Annotated in this window: 19 protein-coding genes and 1 other RNA gene; 12 read left to right on the top strand and 8 right to left on the bottom strand. The window is 76.6% G+C overall.

Annotated elements, in window-relative coordinates:
- Positions 1-110: 110 nt before the first annotated feature.
- The 5 genes from ffs (at position 111) to ftsH (ending at position 5,116) form a co-directional block, all read left to right on the top strand.
- Positions 111-207, top strand: an RNA gene (gene ffs / locus IEX99_RS16290) — signal recognition particle sRNA small type.
- Positions 208-263: 56 nt separating this feature from the next.
- The gene (locus IEX99_RS16285; RefSeq protein WP_188902205.1) at positions 264-2,249 is read left to right on the top strand and encodes a DNA polymerase III subunit gamma/tau; all 1,986 of its coding nucleotides are present in this window, start codon (positions 264-266) and stop codon (positions 2,247-2,249) included.
- Complete coding sequence (locus tag IEX99_RS16280; RefSeq protein ID WP_188902203.1) at positions 2,246-2,578, top strand: YbaB/EbfC family nucleoid-associated protein; 333 nt, start codon at positions 2,246-2,248, stop codon at positions 2,576-2,578. The genes IEX99_RS16285 and IEX99_RS16280 overlap by 4 nt, the downstream gene beginning before the upstream one ends.
- 37 nt (positions 2,579-2,615) lie before the next feature.
- Positions 2,616-3,215 (top strand): recombination mediator RecR, encoded by a 600-nt coding sequence (recR, locus tag IEX99_RS16275; protein ID WP_188902201.1) that lies wholly within the window; start codon positions 2,616-2,618, stop codon positions 3,213-3,215.
- A gap of 53 nt (positions 3,216-3,268) precedes the next feature.
- The gene (gene ftsH / locus IEX99_RS16270; protein WP_188902199.1) at positions 3,269-5,116 is read left to right on the top strand and encodes an ATP-dependent zinc metalloprotease FtsH; all 1,848 of its coding nucleotides are present in this window, start codon (positions 3,269-3,271) and stop codon (positions 5,114-5,116) included.
- 170 nt (positions 5,117-5,286) lie between these two features.
- Here ftsH and IEX99_RS16265 read toward each other — a convergent pair whose 3' ends face one another.
- Entirely contained in the window at positions 5,287-5,529 is a 243-nt protein-coding gene (locus tag IEX99_RS16265) for a hypothetical protein (protein ID WP_188902197.1), read from the bottom strand.
- Between the two features lie 241 nt (positions 5,530-5,770).
- Here IEX99_RS16265 and IEX99_RS16260 point away from each other — a divergent pair, with 241 nt between their 5' ends.
- Positions 5,771-6,838, top strand: a complete 1,068-nt coding sequence (locus IEX99_RS16260) for a GSCFA domain-containing protein (RefSeq protein ID WP_188902195.1) — start codon at positions 5,771-5,773, stop codon at positions 6,836-6,838.
- A gap of 119 nt (positions 6,839-6,957) precedes the next feature.
- On the opposite strand, the gene IEX99_RS16255 is transcribed toward IEX99_RS16260, so the two are convergent.
- Positions 6,958-8,148 carry an MFS transporter gene (locus tag IEX99_RS16255; RefSeq protein WP_229678079.1) on the bottom strand — a complete coding sequence of 397 codons (1,191 nt, stop codon included), beginning with the start codon at positions 8,146-8,148 and terminating at the stop codon, positions 6,958-6,960.
- A gap of 115 nt (positions 8,149-8,263) precedes the next feature.
- On the opposite strand from IEX99_RS16255, the gene IEX99_RS16250 reads away from it, so the two are divergent.
- The 3 genes from IEX99_RS16250 to IEX99_RS16240 all read left to right on the top strand — a co-directional run bounded on the left by IEX99_RS16250 (position 8,264) and on the right by IEX99_RS16240 (position 11,923).
- Positions 8,264-11,194, top strand: a complete 2,931-nt coding sequence (locus IEX99_RS16250) for a helicase-related protein (protein ID WP_188902190.1) — start codon at positions 8,264-8,266, stop codon at positions 11,192-11,194.
- Positions 11,191-11,556 carry an RNA-binding S4 domain-containing protein gene (locus tag IEX99_RS16245; protein WP_188902188.1) on the top strand — a complete coding sequence of 122 codons (366 nt, stop codon included), beginning with the start codon at positions 11,191-11,193 and terminating at the stop codon, positions 11,554-11,556. Before IEX99_RS16250 ends, IEX99_RS16245 begins: the two co-directional genes overlap by 4 nt.
- A gap of 79 nt (positions 11,557-11,635) precedes the next feature.
- Positions 11,636-11,923 carry a hypothetical protein gene (locus IEX99_RS16240; protein ID WP_188902186.1) on the top strand — a complete coding sequence of 96 codons (288 nt, stop codon included), beginning with the start codon at positions 11,636-11,638 and terminating at the stop codon, positions 11,921-11,923.
- Positions 11,924-12,085: 162 nt separating this feature from the next.
- Here the strand turns inward: IEX99_RS16240 and IEX99_RS16235 are convergent, their stop codons facing one another.
- The 5 genes from IEX99_RS16235 to IEX99_RS16215 all read right to left on the bottom strand — a co-directional run bounded on the left by IEX99_RS16235 (position 12,086) and on the right by IEX99_RS16215 (position 18,971).
- Positions 12,086-12,631, bottom strand: coding sequence for an NADH-quinone oxidoreductase subunit B family protein (locus IEX99_RS16235; RefSeq protein ID WP_188902184.1), 546 nt, complete (start codon positions 12,629-12,631; stop codon positions 12,086-12,088).
- An 8-nt stretch (positions 12,632-12,639) separates the two neighbouring features.
- On the bottom strand, positions 12,640-14,259 hold the full coding sequence (locus tag IEX99_RS16230) for a hydrogenase large subunit (protein ID WP_188902182.1): 1,620 nt from the start codon (positions 14,257-14,259) through the stop codon (positions 12,640-12,642).
- A gap of 46 nt (positions 14,260-14,305) precedes the next feature.
- On the bottom strand, positions 14,306-15,685 hold the full coding sequence (locus IEX99_RS16225; RefSeq protein WP_188902180.1) for a proton-conducting transporter transmembrane domain-containing protein: 1,380 nt from the start codon (positions 15,683-15,685) through the stop codon (positions 14,306-14,308).
- Positions 15,686-15,737: 52 nt separating this feature from the next.
- On the bottom strand, positions 15,738-16,721 hold the full coding sequence (locus tag IEX99_RS16220) for an NADH-quinone oxidoreductase subunit H (RefSeq protein ID WP_188902178.1): 984 nt from the start codon (positions 16,719-16,721) through the stop codon (positions 15,738-15,740).
- A gap of 141 nt (positions 16,722-16,862) precedes the next feature.
- Complete coding sequence (locus IEX99_RS16215; RefSeq protein ID WP_188902176.1) at positions 16,863-18,971, bottom strand: proton-conducting transporter transmembrane domain-containing protein; 2,109 nt, start codon at positions 18,969-18,971, stop codon at positions 16,863-16,865.
- A 351-nt stretch (positions 18,972-19,322) separates the two neighbouring features.
- Here IEX99_RS16215 and IEX99_RS16210 point away from each other — a divergent pair, with 351 nt between their 5' ends.
- Positions 19,323-19,874: a TRAP transporter small permease subunit gene (locus tag IEX99_RS16210; protein ID WP_188902174.1), complete on the top strand. Its 552-nt coding sequence runs from the start codon at positions 19,323-19,325 to the stop codon at positions 19,872-19,874.
- A gap of 34 nt (positions 19,875-19,908) precedes the next feature.
- Positions 19,909-21,321 carry a TRAP transporter large permease gene (locus IEX99_RS16205; protein WP_188902172.1) on the top strand — a complete coding sequence of 471 codons (1,413 nt, stop codon included), beginning with the start codon at positions 19,909-19,911 and terminating at the stop codon, positions 21,319-21,321.
- A 76-nt stretch (positions 21,322-21,397) separates the two neighbouring features.
- Here the strand turns inward: IEX99_RS16205 and IEX99_RS16200 are convergent, their stop codons facing one another.
- On the bottom strand, positions 21,398-22,795 hold the full coding sequence (locus IEX99_RS16200) for a helix-turn-helix domain-containing protein (RefSeq protein WP_188902170.1): 1,398 nt from the start codon (positions 22,793-22,795) through the stop codon (positions 21,398-21,400).
- Positions 22,796-22,934: 139 nt separating this feature from the next.
- On the opposite strand from IEX99_RS16200, the gene aceA reads away from it, so the two are divergent.
- A complete protein-coding gene (gene aceA, locus IEX99_RS16195; protein ID WP_188902168.1) occupies positions 22,935-24,263 on the top strand; it encodes an isocitrate lyase in 1,329 nt (442 codons plus the stop codon).
- Positions 24,264-24,291 lie beyond the last annotated feature (28 nt).

The raw sequence follows: 24,291 nt of genomic DNA, 5'->3' as shown, positions 1-24,291 counted from the left end.
CTTCCGGCCGGGCCGCGCTCGGCGGCCACGGCCGCTTCGCCGGCGGCCCCGGCGCCTTTGCGCGGCCCCCGGGTTGCCGGCGCGCCCCGGAGGCATGATATCTCTCGGCGGAAGGTCGGTGACGGACGGGCGCCTCGCCAACCCGGTCAGGTCCGGAAGGAAGCAGCCGTAACGAGTTCCGCCCGGGTCGCTTCGCCGGCCTTCCACCTGTTCCACGCCGGCCCCCTCTGCGGCCGCCCTTCGGGACCCCGCCGCGCGCACGCATGGCCGCCGACCAGACCCTCTTCGGCTCTCCTTCCGGCGCTCCCCCGGCCGCCGATGCCGCGCCGGCGGCCGAGGAAGGGCTGCCCGAGCCGCCCCCGCCCGAGGGGCCGGGGCTGTTCGGCGCCCCGCCGCCGCCGCGATCCGCCGCCGCCGCGGACGATGCGGCGGCTCCGCCCGGCGCCAGGGCCGGCGACGCCGCCGCCTACCGCGTCCTCGCGCGCAAGTACCGCCCCACCACCTTCGCCGAGCTGATCGGGCAGGAGGCGCTGGTCCGCACCCTGCGCAACGCCTTCGCCCAGAACCGCGTGCCGCACGCCTTCCTCCTCACCGGCGTGCGCGGCGTCGGCAAGACCACCACCGCGCGCATCGTCGCCCGCGCGCTGAACTGCGTCGGGCCGGACGGGAAGGGCGGGCCGACGGTGGACCCCTGCGGCACCTGCCCCGAATGCCGCGCCATCCTCGCCGACCGCCACCCGGACGTGGTCGAGCTCGACGCCGCCTCCAACAACAGCGTGGACGACGTGCGCGAGCTGCGCGAGACGCTGCGCTACCGCCCGGTCCAGGGCCGCTTCAAGGTGCTGATCCTGGACGAGGTGCACATGCTCTCCGGCGCCGCCTTCAACGCGCTGCTCAAGACGCTGGAGGAGCCGCCGCCGCAGGTGAAGTTCATGCTGGCGACGACCGAGCTGCGCAAGGTGCCGCTCACCATCCGCTCGCGCTGCCAGACGCACTACCTGCGCCGCGTCCCCCAGGAGGATCTGCGCGCGCACTTCGCCCGCGTGCTGGAGCGCGAGGGCGTCGCCGCCGAGCCCGAGGCGCTGGCGATGATCGCGCGCGCCGCCGACGGCAGCGTGCGCGACGGGCTCTCGCTGCTCGACCAGGCGATCGCGCTGGCCGGCGCCGGCGGCGCGGTGGGCGCCGAGGCGGTGCGCGACATGCTCGGCCTCGCCGACCGAGGCCTCGTCCTCGACCTGTTCGAGGCGCTGATGGGCGGCGACGTGGCCGGCGCGCTCGCGCTGATGGACCGCGCGCACGAGCGCGGGGCCGATCCGCTGGTGGTGCTCACCGACCTCGCCGAGCTGACGCACCTGCTCTCGCGGATGCGCGCGGTGCCGGCGCTGCGCGACGACCCGGCGCTGCCGGAGGCGGAGCGCACGCGCGGCGCGGCGCTGGCGGCGAGGCTCTCCGTGCCGGTGCTGGCGCGGGCGTGGCAGATGCTGCTCAAGGGCATCGCCGAGGTGCAGCAGGAGGGCGTGGACCGCCGCGCCGCGGCGGAGATGGTGCTGATCCGCCTGGCCCACGCGGCGGACCTGCCGACCCCGGGCGAGCTGGTGAGGCGGCTGACCGAGGGCGGGGCGATGTCCGCCGCCGCCGCTCCGCGCCCGGCCGCGCCGGGCGGCGGCGGGCTGCGCGCGATGGCGGGGGGCGGCGCGGTGGCGAGCGCCGCGGCGGCCGCCGCGCCGGTCGCGCGGGCGGCGCCCGGCAGCTTCCGCGAGGTGGTGGCGCTCGCCTCCGGCACGCGGCCGATGCTGCACGCGCACCTGGTCCACAACGTGCATCCGGTGCGCTTCGCCCCCGGGCGCATCGAGATCCGCGTCGAGCCCGCCGCGCCGCGCGACCTCGCCGCCCAGCTCGCGGCGATGCTGCAGGAGGAGACCGGCGCGCGCTGGACCGTCGCCCTCTCCAACGCCGAGGGCGAGCCGACGCTGGCCGAGCAGGGCCGCGCCGCGGAGGCGGAGCGGCGCGCGGTGGCGCGCAGCCACCCGCTGGTGCAGGCCATCCTCGCCGCCTTCCCCGGCGCGACCATCGAGGCGGTGCGCGACGCCGCGGCCGACGCCTACGGCCTCGCCGCGGAGCCCACGCCGGCCGCGCGCACCGCGGAGGCGGAGGACGACGACCCGGGCGGCTTCGCCCCGCCCGAGGCCGAGCCCGCCGATCTCGACGACGACGACATTCCCCCAGCGGACGGATACGCCGGCCCATGAAGAACCTCGGCAACATGCTCAAGCAGGCGCAGCAGATGCAGCAGCGCATGCAGGAGATGCAGGCGCGGCTCGAGACCCTCGAGGTGGAGGGCCAGTCGGGCGCCGGCATGGTGAAGGTCACGCTCTCCGGCAAGGGCGACCTGCGGCGCGTGGCGATAGACCCGAGCCTGATGTCGGCCGACGAGCGCGAGGTGCTCGAGGACCTGCTCGTCGCCGCCCACGCCGACGCCAAGCAGAAGGTCGAGGCGGCGATGGCCGAGGAGATGCAGAAGGCGACCGCGGGGCTCAGCCTCCCGAGCCTGCCGGGCGGGCTCAAGCTGCCGTTCTGAGGCTCCGTCTCCGGGGAACCGCCCGGCTGCGACCGCGATGAGCGAGTCCGAACCGATCGAGCGCCTCGTCGGGCTGCTGGCGAAGCTGCCGGGGCTCGGCCGGCGCAGCGCGCGCCGCGCCGTGCTGCGCATGCTGATGCACCCCGAGGCGACCATGCTGCCGCTCGCCGAGGCGTTGCGCGAGGCGGCGGAGGCGGTGCGCCCCTGCGCCGTCTGCGGCAACCTCGACACGCGGAGCCCCTGCGCGATCTGCCGCGACCCGCGGCGCGAGCGCGGGGTGATCTGCGTGGTGGAGGGGGTGGCCGACCTCTGGGCGCTGGAGCGCGCGCAGGTGCACCGCGGCCTCTACCACGTGCTCGGCGGCACGCTCTCCGCGCTCGGCGGCGTCGGGCCGGAGGACCTCGCGATCCGGTCGCTGGTCGCGCGCGTGGCGGAGGGGGGCGGGGTGGAGGAGGTGATCCTCGCCCTGCCCGCGACGGTGGACGGCGCGACCACGGCGCACTACCTGACCGACAGGCTGCGGCCGAGCGGCGTGCGGATCACGCGGCTGGCGCAGGGCGTGCCGATCGGCGGCGCGCTCGACGTGCTGGACGACGGCACGCTGGCGGCGGCGGTGAAGGCACGCAGGCCGGCCTAGGCGCTTCCGCGTTGACGCACGGCGCGCGGGCTCGCCACGCGGAAGGACCGGGCATGACCGACAAGAACAGGTTCAACCTCTGGTACTGGGTCGCCGCGCTGCTCGGCCTGCTCGTCATCCAGTACTTCATCGCGGTCGGCCAGCAGGTCGCGACCATTCCCTACAGCCAGTTCCAGGCGCTGCTGCGCGAAGGCAAGGTCGTCGAGGTCGGCGTCTCCGACCGCTTCATCCAGGGCACGCTGAGGGAACCCCTGCCCGGCGGGCAGACGCGCTTCGCGACCACCCGCGTCGAGCCGGAGATCGCGCAGGAGCTGGAACGCTACGGGGTCCGCTACACCGGCCAGATCGAGAACACCCTCCTCCGCGACCTGCTCTCCTGGATCGTGCCCGTCGCCCTGTTCGTCGGCGTCTGGCTGTGGCTCGGCCGCCGCCTGATGGGCGCGCAGGGCGGGCTGATGCAGATCGGCAAGAGCAAGGCCAAGGTCTATGTCGAATCCGACACCGGCGTCACCTTCGCCGACGTCGCCGGCGTGGACGAGGCCAAGGACGAGCTGCGCGAGATCGTCGACTTCCTCAAGGACCCCGGGCGCTACGGCCGCCTCGGCGGACGGATGCCGAAGGGCGTGCTGCTGGTCGGGCCGCCGGGGACGGGCAAGACGCTGCTCGCCAAGGCGGTGGCGGGCGAGGCGAAGGTCCCGTTCTTCTCCATCTCCGGCTCGGAGTTCGTCGAGATGTTCGTCGGCGTCGGCGCGGCGCGCGTGCGCGACCTGTTCGAGCAGGCGCGCGCCAAGGCCCCGGCCATCATCTTCATAGACGAGCTGGACGCGCTCGGCCGCGCGCGCGGCATCCCCGGGCCCCTCGGCGGCGGGCACCAGGAGGCGGAGCAGACGCTGAACCAGCTCCTCGCCGAGATGGACGGCTTCGACTCGCGCTCCGGCCTCGTCATCCTCGCCGCGACCAACCGGCCCGAGATCCTCGATCCCGCGCTGCTGCGCGCCGGGCGCTTCGACCGCCAGGTGCTGGTGGACCGGCCGGACAAGAAGGGGCGCGTGCAGATCCTGCAGGTCCACATGCGCAAGGTGAAGCTGGCGCCGGAGGTGGACGCCGAGAAGGTGGCCGGGCTGACGCCGGGCTTCACCGGCGCCGACCTCGCCAACCTGGTGAACGAGGCGGCACTGCTCGCCACCCGCCGCGGCGCCGACGCCGTCACCATGGCCGACTTCACCAACGCGGTCGAGCGCATCGTCGCCGGCCTCGAGAAGCGCAACCGCCTGCTCAACCCGCGCGAGCGCGAGGTCGTCGCCTACCACGAGATGGGCCACGCGCTGGTGGCGCTCGCCCTGCCCGGGGTGGATCCGGTGCACAAGGTCTCGATCATCCCGCGCGGCATCGGCGCGCTCGGCTACACCATCCAGCGCCCGACCGAGGACCGCTTCCTGATGACGCGCGAGGAGCTGGAGAACAAGATGATGGTCCTGCTCGGCGGGCGCGCCGCCGAGCTGCTGGTGTTCAACCACCTCTCCACGGGGGCCGCCGACGACCTGCAGCGCGTCACCGACATCGCCCGCGCCATGGTGACGCGCTACGGCATGTCCGAGCGTCTCGGCAGCGTCGCCTACGAGCGCGACCCGCGGACCTTCCTCGCCGGCCCGAACGCGCTGCCGCTCGGCCCGCGCGAGCGCGACTTCGGCGAGGAGACGGGCAACGCCATCGACGCGGAGGTGCGCGCCATCGTGGACCGCATGCTGGAGCGGACGTTGAGCGTCCTGCGCGAGCGCCGCGACGTGCTCGAGCGCGCCGCCCGGCGGCTGCTCGAGAAGGAGACGCTGGACGAGGCGGAGCTGAGGGAGATCGTGGGCCTGGGGCCCCGCCCCTCGGAGGAGCGCCGCGCCGCCGAGTAGCGTGGCGGGCCAGGCCGCCGGTTCGGCGCCCGGCCCTGGCGAGGCCGGACCGGCAGGGCCGCCGCAGGCCGTGGCCGCGCTTCTCGGCGCCGGGCGAGCGCCCGGGACCGCCGGCCGCTCGCCGGCACGCGCGCGGCATCGGGTCCGACCGCGCTCGGGTCCCGAGACGGTCAGTGCAGGCCGTGCTGATCGGGCCGAGGCCCTCGCGCCAGCACCCCGCGCAGCCGCCACGCCACCGGCACCGCCGCCGCGCACAGCCCCGCCATCGCCCAGAACGCCGCCCCGCCCAGCGCCGCGTAGAGCGGCCCGCTCGCCAGCGTCAGCGCCCCGCTCGCCAGCCCGACGCCGAGGCTCGCGTGCAGCGTCTGCGCCGTCGCCGCCATCGGCGGCGGCACCACCTGCATCAACTTCACACCGGGTACGGCCTGCAACACGCAAATCACGTTGCGCCGGCTGTGTGCGTGGAAGCGGCGGACGGCGATTGCCGGCCTTACCCCGGCTTAGCCCCGCTGCGGTGCCCGACCACGCATTGGAAGGCGCCGAAGGCCAGCCCCGACTCGTCCGGGTGCGGACTATGGCCGCAAATGCGCACTTGTCGAACCGAATCCTGAAAGTAGAGTATCAATAGGGCGATGCAGTCTGGAGTGGAGGAACATGCAGGCAGCTGCGCACCAATCCGTCAAGCAGGACCCGCCCGACGAGCGGCTTGCCGTTAAGGGCGGCAGCTTCTACCGGGGCGAGAATGCCAATTTCGGCCCCGAGCGAAGGCACATCGCCGATCCGATCTACCTGGAGCGCTTCCTGCTGCACGGCTGGATGCCGTCCGAGCCACTGATCGACAAGGACACCTGCATCACCGCCTTCGGCTCCTGCTTCGCCGCCAACGTCACGAAGCACCTCTCGTCGTTGGGCTACAACACTTCCCGCGACCGCGCGCCCGATGTCTACATATCCAGGATCGGCGAGGGCCTGGTGAATGTCTACGCCTTGCTCGGGCAGCTTGAATGGGCGCTGGAGAACATCGCACCGCACGGCGAGCTGTGGCATGGCTACGACGCCGAGACGATGGAGGTCTCCGAGGAGATCCGGATCAAGACGCGGGACCTCTTTCTCCGGACCGACTTCTTTATCATCACGCTCGGCCTGTCGGAGGTGTGGTACGACGAGCCGACCGGCGGCGTGTTCTGGCGCGCCATCCCGAAACACAAGTTCGACCCAGCGCGCCATCGCTTCCGGGTGTGCAGCATGGCCGAGACGAAGGCCGCGCTGCAGCGGATGTGGGACCTGATCAGGAAGCACGTCCCGCAGGCACGCCTGCTGTTCACGCTGTCGCCGATCCCGCTGAGGGCCACGTTCCGGCCGATCGGCTGCATCACGGCGAGCTCGGCCTCGAAGGCGATCCTGCGCGCGGCCGTGGACGAGTTCATGCGCGACAACCAAGCCGACGTGAACGACCGGCTGTTCTACTTCCCCTCCTTCGAGATCGTCACCGAGCTGTTCTACAATCGCTTTGGATTGGACGACCGGCACCCGCCGGCCTACGTGCTGAACGTGGTGATGCGGACGTTCGAGGCGGTCTATTGCAAGACGGGACTGACGCTGGCGGACGTCCACCAGATCCTGCTTCAGAGCCGCCTGCAGAGCGCGCGGGCCGGGGTGCGAATGGAGCGGAGCGTTTCGCCGATCCAGGAAGTCGGCGTGCGGCCTGCAGAAGCCGGATGACCGGCTCGTCAGTCAGGACCTGCGGCCTTCCTGTGCATGGGAGGTGAGGGCCGGCGGCCTGCCGAGCGGCACCTAGTGCGGCGTTCCTGAGCAAAGGAGGCACTTCACCGAGTCGGGCTTCAGGCCACCGGGGTCCGTCCTGCCTGCCCGTTCGCCAACACCACCCGCAGCCGCCACGCCACCGGCACCGCCGCCGCGCACAGCCCCGCCATCGCCCAGAACGCCGCCCCGCCCAGCGCCGCGTAGAGCGGCCCGCTCGCCAGCGTCAGCGCCCCGCTCGCCAGCCCGACGCCGAGGCTCGCGTGCAGCGTCTGCGCCGTCGCCGCCATCGGCGGCGGCACGACGCGCATCAGCACGCCCATCGCCGCCAGGTGCTGCGCGCCGAAGGTCGCGGCGTGCAGAAGCTGAACCGCGGCCAGGGCCGGCAGCGCGGTGGTCTCCGCCGTCACCGCCCAGCGCAGCGCGCCCGCGCCGGCGGCGAGCAGCGACAGCCCGACCGGCCCGAGCCGGTCCGCGAGCCGCCGGCCCCAGAGGAACAGCGCCACCTCCGCCACCACCCCCTCGGCCCAGAGCAGGCCGATCACCGTCGCCGAGTGCCCCGCCGCCGCCCAGTGGATCGAGCCGAAGCCGTAATACAGCGCATGGCTGCCCTGGATCAGCGCGGAGAGCAGCAGCAGCAGGCGGAACGCCGGCAGGCGCAGCGGCGCGCGGAAGCCGGCGCCGCCCCGCGCGCGGTCCCTCGCACCGCCCCCCGCCGGCGCCGGCAGACGCGCCCCGAGCAGCGCGCTCGCCGCCAGCGCCGCGGCGAACAGCCACACCACCGAAACCAGGCCGAGTCGCTCCGCCACCCACCCGGCCAGCGTGGCGGCGAGGATGAAGCTCGCCGAGCCCGCCGCGCGGACCCGCCCGTAGTCGAAGCCCCGGCGCCCGGCCGCCTCCCGCCGCGCCGCGCCGAGCGCCAGCGCGTCGGTCAGCGGAATGACCGGCGCCATGGCCGCGCTGTGCAGCACGTTCACCGCGAGCAGCGCGGCGAAGCCCGCCGCCAGGCCGAAGCCGCAGGCCGTCACCGCGGCGGCGGCGGCGCCCGCCGCCAGCATCAGCCGCGCATCGCCCAGCGCGTCCGCCGCGCGCCCGCCGAGCGGGCCCGCCACCAGCCGCACCGCCGCGCCGGCGGCCAGCACCGCCGCCACCTCGGCGGCCGCGAGGCCCGCCTCGGCCAGGACCAGCGGCAGGAAGGGCAGCATCACGCCGACGGCGCCGAACTGCGCGGCATACAGGGCGGCGAAGCGGGAGGCGGCGGCGGATTGCACGGGACCGGAACGGCGCTGCGGCGGTCCCCACCCTGCCGGAGCCGGGGCGCGGTTGCAAAACCCGGCGGTCCACGTCAGAGAATGGCCTTCCGCCCCCCACGGACCACGCCCGCGCATGTTCCAACCACGGGTCCGCGCCGTCCTCGGCCCGACCAACACGGGCAAGACGCATCTCGCCATCACGCGTCTGCTCGCCCACGCCTCCGGCGTCATCGGCTTCCCGCTGCGCCTGCTCGCGCGCGAGAACTACGACCGCATGGTGGCGGCGAAGGGCGAGCGCCACGTCGCGCTGATCACCGGCGAGGAGAAGATCGTCCCGCCCGGCGCGCGCTGGTTCTCCTGCACCGTCGAGGCGATGCCGCTCGACCGCGAGGTCGAGTTCCTCGCGGTGGACGAGATCCAGCTCTGCGCCGATCCCGACCGCGGCCACGTCTTCACCGACCGGCTGCTGCACGCGCGCGGCCTGGTCGAGACGATGTTCCTCGGCGCCGAGACCATCGCGCCGCTGCTGCGCCGCCTCGTGCCGCAGGCGGAGATCGAGACGCGCCCGCGCCTGTCGCAGCTCGCCTACGCCGGCCCGGCGAAGCTGACGCGCCTGCCGCCGCGCTCGGCCGTCGTCGCCTTCTCGGCCGGCGAGGTCTACGCGATCGCCGAGGCGATCCGGCGCCGCCGCGGCGGCTGCGCGGTGGTGATGGGGCGCCTCAGCCCGCGCACCCGCAACGCCCAGGTCGCGCTCTACCAGAACCGCGAGGTGGACTTCCTGGTCGCGACGGACGCGATCGGCATGGGCCTCAACATGGACGTGGACCATGTGGCCTTCGCCTCGCTCACCAAGTTCGACGGGCGGCAGAACCGCCAGCTCACCCCGCAGGAGCTGGCGCAGATCGCCGGCCGCGCCGGGCGCGGCATGCGCGACGGCACCTTCGGCACCACCGCCGACTGCCCGGCCCTGGCCGAGGACGTGGTGGACAAGATCGAGCGGCACAATTTCGAGCCGCTGACCGCCCTCGCCTGGCGCAACTCCGACCTCGACTTCTCCGGCCTCGACCCGCTGCTGGCGAGCCTGATCGCCCTGCCGCCGCAGCCGGGCCTGACGCGCGGCAACGACGCCACCGACTTCCTCACCCTCGCCGCCCTCGCCCGCGATCCGGTGGTGCGCGACCTCGCCAAGGGGCGCGAGCGCGTGCGCCTGCTGTGGGAGGCGTGCCAGATCCCCGACTACCGCAAGCTCGCCGACGACAGCCACACCGCGCTGTGCGGGCGGGTGTTCGGCCACCTCGCGCTCGAGGGCCGGCTGCCGCGGGAGTGGGTGGCGAACCAGATCGCCCTGCTCGACCGCACCGACGGCGACCTCGACACGCTGATGGCGCGGCTCGCCTCGATCCGGGTCTGGACCTACATCGCCGCGCGCGCCGACTGGGTGCCGGACGCGGCGCTGTTCCAGTCCGAGGCCCGGCGCGTCGAGGACGCGCTGTCCGACGCGCTGCACGAGGTGCTGACCGCGCGCTTCGTGGACCGCCGCGCCGCCCACCTGATGCGCCGCCTCGACGAGACGGAGGAGGACCTGCTCTCCGCCGTCACCCGCCGCGGCGAGGTGGTGGTGGAGGGCCACGCGGTCGGCCATGTGCGCGGCTTCGAGTTCGAGCCGGAGCTCGGCAGCGGCGACGAGGACGAGAAGCGGGTCGTGCTGCGCGCCGCCCGCCGCGCGCTGCGCGACGAGATCCCGCGCCGCGTCACCGCGCTCGAGCAGTCGAAGGACCACGCCTTCAACCTGCGGCCCGACCACACGGTCACCTGGACCTACAACCCGGCGATCAACGCCCCGCCCGGGCTTGGCGACACCGCCCCCGTGGCGCGGCTCAGGCCCGGGCCGGAGCCGCTGAAGCCGCAGGTCGAGGTGCTGCCCTCGGAGTTCCTCGACGGCGCCCAGCGGGAGCGCATCCGCGCGCGCATCGCCGCCTGGCTCGAGGGCATGATCAAGCGCGAGTTCGGCGCGCTGGAGGCGGTGGAGAAGAAGGCGGAGGAGGAGGGCGCGCTGCGCGGCCCGGCCTTCCGGCTGCGCGAGGCGCTCGGCATGGTGCCCGGCGCGACCGACGGCTCGGTCCCGCCGGAGCTGCGCCAGCGCCTGAAGGCGATCGGCGTGCGTGCCGGCCGCTTCGCGCTCTACCTGCCGGAGGCGCTGCGGCCGCGGGCGATGGCGCTGCGCGGCCAGCTCTGGGCGCTGTCCCAGGGCATCGAGACGCCGCCCCTGCCGCCGCCGGGCCTCGTCTCGATCGCCGCGCCGCCGGCCGAGGGCGCGCCGCCGCCGGGCAGCCCGACCGCGCTCGTCGCCGCCTGGCCGCCCGGCTACGAGGCGGTGGTGGGATGGATGCCGGCCGGGCCGGTGCTGCTGCGCCTCGACGTGGCGGAGCGCGTGGCGGCGGAGCTCGGCTACCTGACGCGCCGGGCGCCGGCGGCGGTGCCGCCCGACCTCGCGAGCCGGCTCGGCGTCAAGGCGGACATGCTGCCCGAGGTGCTGGAGGCGCTCGGCTTCCGGCTCCTGCCGGGGGGCGAGCTGCCGGAGGGGCACTACGGCCCGCCGACGCCGGCGCGGATCGGCCACCTGCCGCGCCTGCCGGCGGGGGCCGCCGGGCGCGGCGGGGCGCACCCCGCGCGCGGCCGGGGCGCGGCGCAGCAGGGCCGCCCCGAGCGCGCGCAGGAGCAGGCGGCGGCCGGGGCCGGCCCCGGCGGACGTGGCGGGGCCGAGGCGGATCGCCGCGGCCGGGGCGAACGCCGCCGCGGTGGCGGCCCGGCGCCGGCCCATGCCAGCGGTCCGCGCCGCGATCAGGCCGCCGCCGCGGCCGGCGAGGCGGCTCCGCCGCGACCGCAGCAGGACCGGCCGCCGCACCGCGACCAGCGGGAGCAGCGCGGGGGCATGGGTGGCTCGCAGCGGGGGCCACGACCGGACCGCCGGGGCGAGCCGGTGCCGGTGCCGCTGGTGGCGGCGCCGAAGCCCGAGTCGCCCTTCGCCATCCTCGCCACCCTGAAGCTGCGCAAGGCGCAGTGACGGCCGGCGACGCGGGCGCACGCGACGCGGGGCCGGAGGTCGGCGGCGCCGAGGACCGCGACTGGCAGCGGCTCGACAAGTGGCTGTGGTGCGCGCGGGTGGCGAAGACCCGTGCGCTCTGCGCGCGCCTGGTCGAGCAGGGGAGCGTGCGCATCAACCGCCAGCCGACCGACAAGCCGCATGCCCGCCTGCGCCCCGGCGACGTGCTGACCTTCGCCGTGGGGACGCGGGCGCCGGTGCGGGTCTGGCGCGTCCGCGCCCTGGCCGGGCGACGCGGCCCGGCATCGGAGGCGCGCGCGCTCTACGAGGACCTCTCGGACCCGTCGCCGCCCGGCCCCTTCCCGGGCGCGACCGGGGCGTGAGCCGGGCCCGCGGCGGGCGGTGCCGCCTCGGACCGTCGGCGCTTCCTTCCGCCACGCCGCTCCGGCAAGATCGCGGGCGATGCACGACGCGCTGCCGCCCCCGCCGCTCCGCCGCGCCCTGAGCCGCCGCCGGGCCGCCGTGGCGCTCGCCCTTGCCGCGCTTCTGGGCGTCCAGGGATGCGGCGGCGCGGGCGGCGCGATCGAGGGGCGGCGGGAACGGCTTTCGGAGGACGACAAGCGGCCGAGCTGGATGCCGCCGCCGCAGGAGCGCTACCCGGGCTATCGCCTGCCGGACGACGGCTTCCGCGACCTCCTCGCGCGCGCCGCCCCGGGGCGCGCGGCCGAACGGGTCCCGGCGCCGTCCTGAGACCGGTGGCGGCCGATGCCGACCCATCGGCCCCCCGCGGGCGCCGGGCGCGAACCTCGGCCTGCCCGCATCGCCGCGCGGGCGGCGGACCGCGCTCGCGGCCTCGGCAGCGGTCGGTCGCCGGGGCCGCCCGCATGTGGACCGGGGCCCCGGTCCGCCGCGTCACCGGCTCCCCTCGCCGTGTGCCGGCGGCTCCGCCTCCGCCTCGACCAGCGCCAGCAGGCCCTCGAGCAGTTGCGCCGGGTTCGGCGGGCAGCCGGGGATCACCAGGTCCACCGGCAGCGAGCCCTGCGCCCCGCCGGGCTCGATCGCGTAGCTGCCCTTGAACACGCCGCCGTCCACCGCGCAGTCGCCGACCGCGACCACCCAGCGCGGCGCGGCCATCGCGCCGAGGGCCAGCTCCGCCGCCTCGCGCAGGTTGCGGCAGACGGGGCCGGTGACGAGCAGCACGTCCGCGTGGCGCGGGCTCTCGACGAAGCGCAGGCCGAAGCGCTCGAGGTCGTGCACCGCGCCTTCGAGCGCGGCGAGCTCCAGCTCGCACCCGCCGCAGGAGCCGGTGTCCACGGCGCGGATCGCGAGGCTCCGGCCGAGCCGGGCGCGCCCGGCCGCTTCCAGGCGCCTGGCCAGCAGCGCCGCGGCCTCGGCCGGCGCCGCCGGCGCCGGCCCGGCGGCGGGCGGGGAGAGCAGGGCGCGCAGCCCGCGGCGCATCCGGCCCGTCACAGGTCCACCCCGCTGGCGGAGCAGCTGAAGGAGCGCTCGCAGAGCGCGAGATCGGCGACGTCGCCCCCGGCGATCGCCGCCTCCAGCAGCGGCCAGTGCAGCCACGAGGGATCGCGCAGGAAGGCGGCCGCGATCAGCCCGCCGTCGTCGAGGCGCAGCCAGTGCAGGCACTCGCCGCGGGAGCCCTCGACCAGGCCGATGCCCTCGCCGGCGCGCCCTTCGCTGCCCTGGGGCAGCGGGCGCAGCGGCAGCGCCTCGCCGCGGCCGGTCGCGGGCAGGTCGGCGAGCAGGACGTGCGCCAGCCGTGCCGCGCCCGCGAGCTCCGCGATGCGCAGGCCGAGCCGTGCCGCCGCGTCGCCCGCCGTGTCGAGCGCCATCGGCGGCAGGGGCAGGGCATCGTAGGGCGCGGACCCGGCCGCGTGGCGCGCGTCGAAGGCGCGGCCGGAGGCGCGGCCGACCACGCCGCCGGCGGCGAAGCGGGCGACGAGGCCCGGATCGACGCGCCCGAGCCCGGCGAGCCGGGCGCGCAGCCCGCCATGCTCGCGGACCAGCCGCTCCAGCGCCGGACGCTCCGCTTCCAGGGCCTCGAGCGCGGCGAGGATGACGGCGGGGCCGGAGGGCGCGATGTCGATCGCCACGCCGCCCGGCAGCACGCGGTCCATCATCAGGCGATGGCCGAAGGCCTGTTCGGCGGCGCGCAGGATGCCCTCGCGCAGGACCAGGCACCGCGTGCGCGCCCGTTCGAGGCCGAGGAGTGCGAGCATCGCCGCGGCGTCGCGCAGGTGGTTGTGGATGCGCTCGAGCTCCAGCATCAGCGCGCGGAGGTGCCGCGCGCGCGGCGGCGGCTCGACCCCCGCGGCGGCCTCGGCGGCGGCGGCGAAGGCCCAGGCGTGGGCGACCGTGGAATCGCCGGCGAGCCGCGCGGCGAAGCGGGCGGCGGCGCGCGGGCTCTTGCCCAGGATCAGCGACAGCACCCCCTTGTGGGCGTGGCCGAGGCGGTGCTCGGCGCGCAGCACGGCCTCGCCGCGGGTGTGCAGGCGCAGCTCGGCGGCCTGCGCGATGCGGCCGCGGACCGGGCCGAGCGGGACCTGCCGCACGCCCGCGCCGAGGGCGGGGAGGAATTCCGGATGCGGCGCCGGGGCGGGCGGCCGCGGGCCCGGGCGCGGCCCGGCGAGCGGGGCGCGGACCGGCCAGCGGCCGTGGTCGAGCCAGGGGCGGGGATCGGTGCCGCCTTCGGCCTCCAGCCCCCACAGGTCGCGCACCATGCGCTCGAACCAGGCGGCGGCGGGGCGGGCCGGCGAGAGGGCGAGGTAGCGGGGAAGGCTGGCGCCGCCGTCCGGCGCCGGCGCGTCGCCGGCCGTCGGGACCGTGGCGAGAAGAAGCGCGGCGGAACCGCCGAGGAAGGCGGCGTGCGCCCGGCCGGGCTCGGCCCAGAGCGCGAGCAGCCCGAGATCGGGCTCCGCCGCCAGCGCCGCGGGCAGCCGCGCCCAGGCCTCGGCGGTGAGCAGGTGGCGCTCGGCCGGCAGGGCGGCCGTGCCGCCGCGCAGGCCCTGCGGCGCGCCGGCGCGGATCAGCGCCGTGGCCGGGCCAAAGGTGTCGGGGGCGGGGCGCGTCATCGGCGCGCGGCCCACGGCGGCATGGCGGCGGGAGGAGGATCGCGGGTCATCCGATCAGCCTCGCGGCGGCATCGAGGATGCCCGCGACGCCCGCCGGCATGGCGACGCCGAGCAGCGATGCCGCCAGGAGATGCAGGACGGGCAGCGCGCCGGCGCGATCGTCCGGTGCCGCCGCGCCGGTCCCGGGCGGCGCCGGGCGCAGCGCGCCGGCGAGCAGCGCGGCCATCGCCAGCGCGATCCCGCCGCCGAGAGCGGGCAGGAGCCAGGGAGCGCGGCTGGCGGTCTCGGCCATCAGGGCGAGCTGCCCGGCGAACAGGACGCCCGGCGGGAGGCCGGCGAGCAGGACGAGGCCGGCCGTCCAGGCCGCATCGGGCGGACGGCGAGGATCGCCGCGGCGCGGCCGCCCCGCGGCGCGCAGGTGAAGCCCGCTGCGGACCAGCGCCTGGCCAAGCAGCAGCAGCAGCCCGGCGCGGTTCGCCGCCGCGCCGCCCAGGCCGAAAGCGAAGGCCGCCGCGCCGGTCTGCGCCAGGCCGGCCCAGGCGAGCAGCCGGGCGGGCGGCACCGTCCGTGGCGCTGCCCGCCGGCGCCACAGCGCCAGCGCCGCCAGCAGCAGCGCCGCAAGGCCGAGCGTCCCGAGGACGAGGGCGGGGACCGCGCCCGTCGGCTGCGCGGCGATGGCCAGCGCCTTGGCGCGCAGCGCGCCATGCAGGGCGACGACCGGCAGCACGCCGGAGAGCAGCGCCGCGACCGGCGGCGACGCCGCCTCCTCCGCGGCCCGCGGTGCGCCCAGCGGGGCAAGGCCGGCGAGCGCGCCGAGGCCGAGGATCTGGCACAGCACGCCGAGGTCGAGCAGGCCCCGGTCGGCCTCCGCCGCGGCGAGGCGCAGCGCGGCCCAGGACAGGCCGGGATCGCCCTCGCCCGCGGCGGCGCGGTGCAGCGCGGCGAGCCCGAACAGCGCCAGCGCCAGGCCGAGCCCGCCGAGCAGCAGCAGCCCCCACCCCGCCCTCGCCGCGCGCGGCGACGTGCCCAGCCCGACCATGACGGCCACGGCCAGGGTCGCCACCGCGAGGCCGAGCCAGGCGAGGGCGAGGTGATCGGCGAGCAGCGCCAGCGCGACCCCGGCGAAGAAGGCCTGCCAGGCCGCGCCCTCGGCGGCGCGCCGCGGCGGCGCGTCGGCGCCGTGATGCGGCGGAACGGCGGCGCTCAGGCCGATCGCGCCGGCCAGCACGAGCGGCACGAGGTTCAGCGGGTCCGGCCGCAGCAGCGCTGTGCCCTCGGCCGGCGGCAGCATGCAGAGCGCGATGCCGATCGCCAGCCACAGCGCCGCGGCGCCGAAGCGGGCGGCGTGCGCCGCGCGCCGGCCCGGCAGCGCCGCGAGCGGCGCGGCGAGCACGGGCAGGAGCACGGCCAGCCAGGCAAGGCTCATCGCCGCCGGGCCCCGGCGAAGGTGCGGCGCCCGGGCTTGGCGGACCGCCGCCTCACAGTCGCGCCCCCGTGGCGAGGGCGAGCACGACGCCGAGCAGCGCGACCAGCAGGGCGGCGCCGAGGAGTTCCGGCGCGCGGGCCGGCGGCAGCCGGGCCAAGGCGGCCTCCGCCAGCACCAGCGCGAGGCCGAGGGCCAGGAGCTTCCCCGCCCAGGCCAGCGCCCCCGCCGCCCAGGCGAGCGGGCCCGCACCCGCCGGCGCCAGCCCGATCGGCAGGATCAGCGCGGCGAGCAGGCTCAGCCAGACGGTCAGCCGCAGCGCGGCGTGAAACTCCCACAGCGCCAGATGCCGGCCCGAGGCGTCGCGCGGCGCCGCCGCGGCGAGGCCGCCGGCGCCGAGTTCCGGCTCCCCCTCCGCGGCCGGAGATCCGCCGCGGATGCCGCGGACCTCGGCGAGCGCGACGCCGCCCAGGACCAGCGCGGCGACGCCGAAGGACAGCAGGCGGGGCGCGCCGGCGGCCGCGCCCTCGCGGACGGCGCCGATGATGCCCTCAAGCGCGGTGGTGCCGGCGAAGGCCGCGAGGCCCATCGCGGCGAGCAGCGCCGCGGGCTCGGCGAGCAGGAGGCGCGCCAGGCCGCGGGCCGCGTCGAGGCCGCCGAGCGCGCCGCCCGCATCCATCGCCGCCAGCGCCCGCGCCAGCCGGGACAGGGCGAGGAGCCCGATCAGCAGCAGCAGCTCCGCGAGCGGCGCCGACAGCATGCCGCGCGCGAAGGAGGGTACCAGCGCGGCGGCGAGCACCGCCGCCGACACCGCGGCATGCGGTGCGGCGAGCGAGACGACGGAGCTGCCCTCCGCCACCACGGGCTGCTTGCGCATCAGCTTGCGCAGGTCGCGCCAGGGCTGGAGCGGATGGGGCCCCGGCCGCCCGGCGAGCCGCGCCGAGGCGGTGCGCAGCAACCCTACCAGCAGCGGCGCCGCCGCGAGCATCGCGGCGAGATGAAGCGCCTGGGTCAGCAGGGCGCTCGTCCCGGCGATCACGTCGTTCCTCCCCGCCTGCGCGCGCCGCGGTATCGCGCCAGCCGTCGCCGCGGCGGCGGCGCGGGCGGCCGCTGCCGGCGGGAGGGGCGGTGGGCAGGCGGGGCGCGCCAGGTCATGCTCGATCGCCGGCCGGTCCGTCCGTCACCCGTTCGGCCGCAGCGCCAGCGCCGCCGCCAGCAGCGCCAGCAGCAGCGCGAAGAGCCGGCCGACGGCGCGGCGCAGCGGCGGATGCCCGGCCTCGAGCCGCAGCAGGGCAGGCGCGGCGGCAAGCGCGGGCAGGACCGGCCGCAGGCGTCCGGCGAGGCGGGCGAAGGGCCCCGGCTGCGCGGGGGCGGGGGCGGCGCGCAGGGTGGCGGGGCGCGGATCGCTTGGCAGGAGCGGGAAGGCGCGGCGCAGCGGCTGCGCCATGCCGGCGGCGCCCGGCTGGGCCGCAGGGTCGCCGAAGGGCAGGTGCGGCGGCGGCGCCATCGCGCCGCCGTTCCAGACGGGCGCGCGGACCGGCGCGGTCCCGGCGGCGCCGGCGGCCGTCCGGCGCAGCACGAAGGCCAGGGCCAGCGCGGCGAGCCCGAGCAGGACGGCGACGGCGAGCGGGGCCAGGTGCGCCGCCGCCGGCGCCTCGCCCGCGCCGGGGAGGGTCACGGCGAGCGGGCCGACCCGCGGCGTTACGCTCGCCCCGGCCAGCAGCCGCAGCGCCGGATCGCCGAGCGTCAGCAGCGCGCCCGGGAACAGGCCGAGCAGGGCGACCCCCGCCGCGGGCAGGCCGAGGGCGGCGATCCCCGCGACCCCTCCGGCCTCCTCTGCCCCCGCTGCGCGCGGGGTGCGGGGCGGGCCGAGGAAGGCGAGGCCATAGAGGCGCAGCAGCGCCGCCGCGGTGCATGCGGCCGCGAGGCCGCCGAGCGCGGCGGCGCCGGCGGCGGCGAGCTGGAACCCCGCATCGGCCACCCGCCAGGAGGCAAACAGCGCCTGGAACAGCAGCCATTGCGCCGCGAAGCCGGAGAATGGCGGCAGCGCCGCCAGCGCCGCCGCGCCGAACAGCGCGAAGCCGGCGGTCCGGGGCATCGTCCGGGCGAGCCCGCCCAGCCGGTCCAGCCGGCGGCTGCCCGCGCCGCGCCGCACGGCCTGCGCGACCAGCGCCAGCAGCGTCGCCGCGAGCGCGAGGTGCAGCGCGTGCAGCAGACCGGCGCCGGCGGCCAGGGCGGCGAGGGGACCGAGATCGGCGGCACGGAAGCCGGCGGCGAGCCCGAACGCGGCGAGGGCCAGCCCGCCCTGGCCGAGCGACAGGGCGGCGACCACGGCATCGGCGTCGCGCTCCACCACCGCCGCGCGGAGCGCCCCCGCCAGGGCCAGCGCGGCGCCGGCGAGCAGCGGCGGCACGCCCCACCAGGGCGGCTGCGCCGGGCCGCCGAGGTCGAGCAGCAGTCGCGCCGCGGCGTAGAGCGCCAGCGCCGGCATGGCGCCGAGGAGCAGGACACCGACCACCGGCCCGGACCGCACCGCCGCCGCACCGGCGACCGCGAGGGCCGGCGGCAGCCGCCGGCGGTGCCCCGGCAGGAGGCCGGTCAGGAGGAGGACCCCGATCAGGACGAGCAGGAGGACCGCCGCCCCTGGCCAGCCCTCGGGCGGCCGGGCGCGGAGCGCGGGGAAGTCGGCGGCTAGGGCGGGCGCGGCGCCGCCCGCCGCGGCGGCGAACCCGAGCGCGGCGGCGAGGCAGAAGGCGCCGCCGCCGGCCGCGAGGAGCAGCGCCCGCGCCTCGCGCCGGGGCGCTGCCGCGACGGCGCCGGCCATCCGGTTCACCGGCCCCGCGGCAGCGAGGGGAAGCGCCGCCGCCAGCGCGGCGATCCCGAGGCCGAGCAGCAGCGCGAAGCCGTCCGCCGCGAGCACGCCCAGCGCCATGCCGGCGAGCAGCAACGGGGGGGCGGCGAGGCGCGGCAGGGCGGCCCGGCCCCCGCCCGCGATGCCGGGCCCGGCGAGCGACGCGGCGGCGGCGCACAGGCCGAGCGGCAGCAGGAACCAGGCGGAGAGGCCGTCGAGCGCGAGCCGCAGCGGCCCCCAGGGCGGCCCGATCGGCAGCGTCAGCGTCGCCGTCTCGCCGACGAGGAGCGCGGCCAGCCCCGATAGCGCCAGGAACGCGCCGGCGCCGCAGCAGGCGGCATGCACCGCCGCCTCGCCCCGCGCCTGTCGCGCGAGCAGGGGCGCCGCGGCGGCGAGGAGCGGCAGCGCGAGGAGCAGCAGGGCCAGCGCCGTCAGCACGGCGGCGGGCGCGGGCGGCCTGGCGCGGCGGGAACGGCGGGGCGCGCGTCGTCGGGCACGCGAGGACCATAGCAGGCCTGCGCGCCATCGGAGAGGGGCGAGGGGCGTGGCGGCGGCGCCGGCCTGCGCTGCGCCGGACGCCCCGCGTTGCCAGCGGATCCCGGGGCTTCCCTTCGGCGGCCGGCGGAGCTATGCGCGCGAAGAATGGCGGGCGCGCCCCGGCGCCCGGCGATGCGCAAGGGGTCCCCGTTGCTTTCCATGGCCCGCCCTGTTCCCGAGTCGGCCCGCGCCGCCGCGCCGCCGACCGCCGCCGGCCCGCGCGGCGCCTGAGCGCATGGCGGCGGCCGGGCCATGCGGATCCTCCTCGCCCTCAGCCGGGCGATCGACCGGCTGAACGCCGCCTTCGGGCGCGTCGCCAACTGGCTGGTGCTGCTCGCCTGCGCGGTGAGCGCGGGGAATGCGCTGCTGCGCTACGGCGCGAGCTTCTCCTCCAACGCCTTCCTCGAGGCGCAGTGGTACCTGTTCGCCGGCGTGGTGATGCTCGGCGCCTCCTACACGCTGCTGCGCAACGGGCATGTGCGGGTGGACCTGCTCTACGGCGCGCTGCCGCGGAAGGCGCAGCTGTGGGTGGACGTGCTCGGCACGGTCCTGTTCCTGCTGCCGGCGATGGCGCTGCTCGCCTGGATGACCTGGCCCTTCTTCCTCGACAGCTTCTGGCGCGACGAGGTCAGCCCGAACGCCGGCGGCCTGCTGCGCTGGCCGGTGAAGCTGCTGATGCCGCTCGGCTTCGCGCTGATCACGCTGCAGGGGCTGTCGGAGCTGATCAAGCGCGTCGCGCTGCTGCGCGGCGTCCCGCTCGGCGGCGCCGAGCTGCACGCCGCCTACCACCGCCCCGACCAGTAGGCCGCGCCTTCGGACCCCGGGACCCCGCGCCACGATGCTCACGCTGGAGATGATGCCGCCGCTGATGTTCGGCGGGCTCGTCCTGTTCCTGCTGATCGGATTCCCGGTGGCGTTCTCGCTCGCCGCGGTCGGGCTGTTCTTCGGCTTCGTCTCGATCGAGGCGGGGTTCTTCACCGAGGCCTACCTGTTCAACCTGCCGCTGCGGGTGTTCGGCATCCTCTCCAACGACCTGCTGCTGGCGATCCCCTTCTTCACCCTGATGGGGGCGATCCTCGAGCGCTGTGGCCTCGCCGAGGACCTGCTGGAGGGCACCGGCCAGCTCTTCGGCAAGGTGCCGGGCGGGCTCGCCTTCGCGGTGGTGGTGGTGGGCGCGATCCTCGGCGCGATCACCGGGACGGTGGCGGCGAGCGTGATCGCGATGGGCATGATCTCGCTGCCGGTGATGATGCGCTACGGCTACGACATGCGCATCGCCACCGGCGTCATCGCCGCCTCGGGCACCATCGCGCAGCTGATCCCGCCCTCGCTGGTGCTGATCGTGCTCGGCGACCAGCTCGGCCGCTCGGTCGGGGACATGTACGCCGGGGCGATCGGCCCCTCGATGATGCAGGTGCTGCTGTTCCTCTCCTTCGTCGCGGTGGTGGCCCTGGTCGCGCCGCACCGCATGCCGCCCCTGCCGGAGGAGGCGCGGCCCCTGCGCGGCTGGCCGCTCTACCGGCGCGTGCTGCGCGGCATGGTGCCTTCGGCGGCGCTGATGTTCGTCGTGCTCGGCACCATCTTCCTCGGCCTGGCGACGCCGACCGAGGCAGGGGCGATGGGCGCGGTGGGGGCCATCCTGCTCGCCGTCGCGAACCGCCGCTTCAGCTTCGCGCTGCTCGGCGAGGCGATGAGCAACACCATGCGCATCACCGCGATGGTGATCTACATCCTGATCGGCGCGACGGTGTTCAGCCTCGTCTTCCAGGGCGTGGACGGCGGCCTGTGGATCGAGCACCTGCTGTCGCACCTGCCCGGCGGGCAGACGGGCTTCCTGATCTTCGTCAACGTATTCGTCTTCTTCCTGGCGTTCTTCCTCGACTTCTTCGAGATCGCCTTCATCGTCGTGCCGCTCCTCGCGCCGGTGGCGGAGAAGCTCGGCATCGACCTCGTCTGGTTCGGCGTGCTGCTCTGCGTGAACCTGCAGACCAGCTTCATGCACCCGCCCTTCGGCTTCGCGCTGTTCTACCTGCGCGGCGTGGCGCCGAGGACCGTCCTCACCAAGGACATCTACCTCGGCGCGATCCCCTGGCTCTGCCTGCAGCTCGTCATCGTCGCCATCGTCATCGCCTGGCCGCAGAGCGTGACCTTCTGGCTCGACCGGGGGACCGGGGTGGACCCGGCGTCGGTGCGGATCGAGGTGCCGCTGCCGGACGTGACCGAGGAGCCGACGGTCCCGACCTTCCGGTAGGAAGGTCGCTCCGGATGCGGTCCGGCCCGACCGGGGGCGCCAGCCCAGGCGCCGGGGCGGCGCGTCCGCGCCGGCGTCAGCGCCGCCTCGCCTCGAACCGCCACGGCGCCGCGCCCTCCACCGCCGGGTCGAGCGCCAGCCGGTGCTCGAGCGGCGGGAAGGCGCGGCTGCGGCAGTCCGGCCGGTCGCACAGCCGGCAGGAGAGGCCGATGCCGACCGCGGCGCGGGCGAGGTCGAGCCCGTCCGCGTACACCACCTCCCCCGCCCGCGCGACGTCGCAGCCCATCGCCACCACGTGCACCGGCGCGGGCTCGCCCCAGCGCGGCGCCGGGCCGTGGACGGTGCGCGCGAAGCAGAGGAAGGCCGCCCCGTCCGGCAGCGCCGCCACCTGCACGCGCAGCGTGCCCGGCGTGGCGAAGGCCTGGTGCACGATCCACTTCGGGCAGGATCCGCCGAAGCGCGCGAAGGGGAAGCCCGCCGCCGAGAAGCGCTTGTCCACGTTGCCCGCCGGATCGACGCGCAGGAAGAAGAAGGGCACGCCGCGCGCCCCCTCGCGCTGCAGGGTCGAGAGCCGGTGGCAGGCCTGCTCGAAGCTGACGCCGAAGCGCGCCGCCAGCGCCTCGACGTCGTGGCGCAGCGCCCGCGCGGCGGCGAGATAGGCGCCGTAGGGCATCAGCAGCGCCGCGGCGGCGTAGTTGAGGAGCCCGATGCGGATCAGCGCCGCCGCCTCCGGCGTCGAGGGCGCGGCCGGCGCCAGCACCGCCTCCACCGCCTCGCGCGCCTCGAGCAGCATGAGCTGGAAGGCCATGTGGAAGCCGCGGCTCTCGCGCGGCAGGGTCTCGGCGAGGGCGAGATGCCGCGCCGCCGGGTCGTAGCGCCGCAGCGCCCCCTCCAGCGGGCCGACGGCGACGGTGAGGCCGTGGCGGCGGCGCAGCCGCTCGGCGACGGCGTGGTTCAGCTCCGCCGGCGCCGCGCCGAGCTCGCGCCCGATCGCCTCCGCCGCCGCCTCCAGCGCCGGGAAGTGGTTGGCGTGCTCGTGGAAGAAGTCGCGCGCCTCCTCGGTCGGCAGCAGCAGGCGCCGGCCGGAGGGCAGGGCGATGCCGCTCGCGTCCTCGCGCGCCACGCGCCAGGCGCGGTAGAGGGCGAGCACGGCGCGCGCGAGGTTCGGCGCGCTCGCCGCCGCCGCCGCCACCTCGGCCTCCGGCACCGCCTCGACGCCGAGCAGCGGGTCGGAGAGCACCTCGCGCAGCCCGGCCTCGAGCTGGCGCTCCGCGCTGCCGGAGAGCGCGGCGAGGTCCACGCCCAGCGCCTCGGTCAGCTTGATCAGCAGCGCGGCGGTGACGGCGCGCTGGTCGTGCTCGATCAGGTTCAGGTAGCTCGCCGAGATGCCGAGGCGTGCGGCCAGCGCCTGCTGCGTCAGGCCGCGTTCGAGGCGCAGGCGGCGGACGGTGCGGCCGATGAGGGGGCGCGCCAATCTTCACATCCTTTACAGATCGCGGGGAAGGCCAGTGAAAACCTCCACCGTCTTGCGGCATCGCGACCGAATCTGGGGCTGAACTTCGCGCCCGCAATGTGAATTCTTCACGCACCGCACGCCATCACGGAGACCGCGGATGCGCCCCACCCCGACCCCGGCCCACGCCCCGGACGGCACCCCCGCCGGCGGCTTCCCCAACCCCGAGCCCGGCCGCTTCGACGGCATCCGCCGCGACTACACCCCGGCCGAGGTCGCGCGCCTCGCCGGCTCCTTCCGCATCCGCCACACCCTGGCGGAGATGGGCGCGCGGCGCCTCTGGCACCTGCTCCGCACCGAGCCCTTCGTCGCCACGCTCGGCGCGCTCACGGGCATGCAGGCGGTGCAGCAGGTGAAGGCCGGGCTGCAGGCGATCTACCTCTCCGGCTGGCAGGTGGCGGCGGACGCCAACACCGCCTGCGCGACCTACCCCGACCAGTCGCTCTACCCCGTGGACTCCGTGCCGGCGGTGGTGCGGCGGATCAACAACGCGCTGCGCCGCGCCGACCAGATCGCGCACCTCGAGGGCAGGGGCGACGCCACCTACTGGATGGCCCCGATCGTCGCCGACGCCGAGGCCGGCTTCGGCGGCGCGCTGAACGCCTACGAGCTGATGCGGGCGATGATCGAGGCCGGCGCCGCCGGCGTGCACTTCGAGGACCAGCTCGCCTCCGAGAAGAAGTGCGGCCATCTCGGCGGCAAGGTGCTGGTGCCGGTCAGCCAGCACATCCGCACCCTCAACGCCGCCCGCCTCGCCGCCGACGTCGAGGGCGTGCCGACCGTGCTGCTCTGCCGCACGGATGCGGAGAGCGCGCAGCTTCTGACCAGCGACGTGGACGAGCGCGACCGCCCCTTCCTCAGCGGCGAGCGCACGCCGGAGGGCTTCTTCCGCATCAGGCCGGGCGTCGGCAAGCGGTACGCCATCGCCCGCAGCCTCGCCTACGCGCCCTATGCCGACCTGCTGTGGTGGGAGACCTCGGAGCCCGACCTCGACGACGCGCGCGACTTCGCCGAGGCGATCCACCGCGAATTCCCCGGCAAGATGCTCGCCTACAACTGCTCGCCGAGCTTCAACTGGCAGCGCAAGATGGGCGTCGAGGCGGCGACGCGCTTCCAGCGCGAGCTCGCGGCGATGGGCTACAAGTTCCAGTTCGTCACGCTGGCCGGCTTCCACAGCCTGAACCTCTCGATGTTCAAGCTCGCCCGCGCCTACAGGGAGCGCGGCATGGGCGCCTATTCCGAGCTGCAGCAGGCCGAGTTCGCGGCCGAGGCCGAGGGCTTCACCGCCGTCCGCCACCAGCGCGAGGTCGGCGTCGGCTACTTCGACGCCATCGCCACCGCGGCCGGCGGCGGGCGGTCGAGCACGACGGCGCTCGCCCACTCGACCGAGGCGGCGCAGTTCCACGACGCCGCGGCGCCGGCGAAGTAGCGCCGCGCCGCGCGCATCACGGGCACCG

Source organism: Caldovatus sediminis, assembly GCF_014644455.1.
GTDB lineage: Bacteria > Pseudomonadota > Alphaproteobacteria > Acetobacterales > Acetobacteraceae > Caldovatus > Caldovatus sediminis.
The sequence above is the reverse complement of the archived record's forward strand: the minus strand, read 5'-3'. Positions and strand labels throughout refer to the sequence as shown.

Bases quoted from the DNA above. Each gene is read 5' to 3' on its own strand.
- IEX99_RS16235 (WP_188902184.1), bottom strand. From the start codon at position 12,631: ATGCGCCGCGGGCTGCGCGCCCTGCTCTCCCCGCCCGCCGCCGGGCCG.
- IEX99_RS16280 (WP_188902203.1), top strand. From the start codon at position 2,246: ATGAAGAACCTCGGCAACATGCTCAAGCAGGCGCAGCAGATGCAGCAG.
- IEX99_RS16285 (WP_188902205.1), top strand. From the start codon at position 264: ATGGCCGCCGACCAGACCCTCTTCGGCTCTCCTTCCGGCGCTCCCCCG.
- IEX99_RS16250 (WP_188902190.1), top strand. From the start codon at position 8,264: ATGTTCCAACCACGGGTCCGCGCCGTCCTCGGCCCGACCAACACGGGC.
- IEX99_RS16260 (WP_188902195.1), top strand. From the start codon at position 5,771: ATGCAGGCAGCTGCGCACCAATCCGTCAAGCAGGACCCGCCCGACGAG.
- IEX99_RS16205 (WP_188902172.1), top strand. From the start codon at position 19,909: ATGCTCACGCTGGAGATGATGCCGCCGCTGATGTTCGGCGGGCTCGTC.
- IEX99_RS16225 (WP_188902180.1), bottom strand. From the start codon at position 15,685: ATGAGCCTTGCCTGGCTGGCCGTGCTCCTGCCCGTGCTCGCCGCGCCG.
- aceA (WP_188902168.1), top strand. From the start codon at position 22,935: ATGCGCCCCACCCCGACCCCGGCCCACGCCCCGGACGGCACCCCCGCC.
- recR (WP_188902201.1), top strand. From the start codon at position 2,616: ATGAGCGAGTCCGAACCGATCGAGCGCCTCGTCGGGCTGCTGGCGAAG.
- IEX99_RS16210 (WP_188902174.1), top strand. From the start codon at position 19,323: ATGCGGATCCTCCTCGCCCTCAGCCGGGCGATCGACCGGCTGAACGCC.
- ftsH (WP_188902199.1), top strand. From the start codon at position 3,269: ATGACCGACAAGAACAGGTTCAACCTCTGGTACTGGGTCGCCGCGCTG.
- IEX99_RS16230 (WP_188902182.1), bottom strand. From the start codon at position 14,259: ATGACGCGCCCCGCCCCCGACACCTTTGGCCCGGCCACGGCGCTGATC.
- IEX99_RS16240 (WP_188902186.1), top strand. From the start codon at position 11,636: ATGCACGACGCGCTGCCGCCCCCGCCGCTCCGCCGCGCCCTGAGCCGC.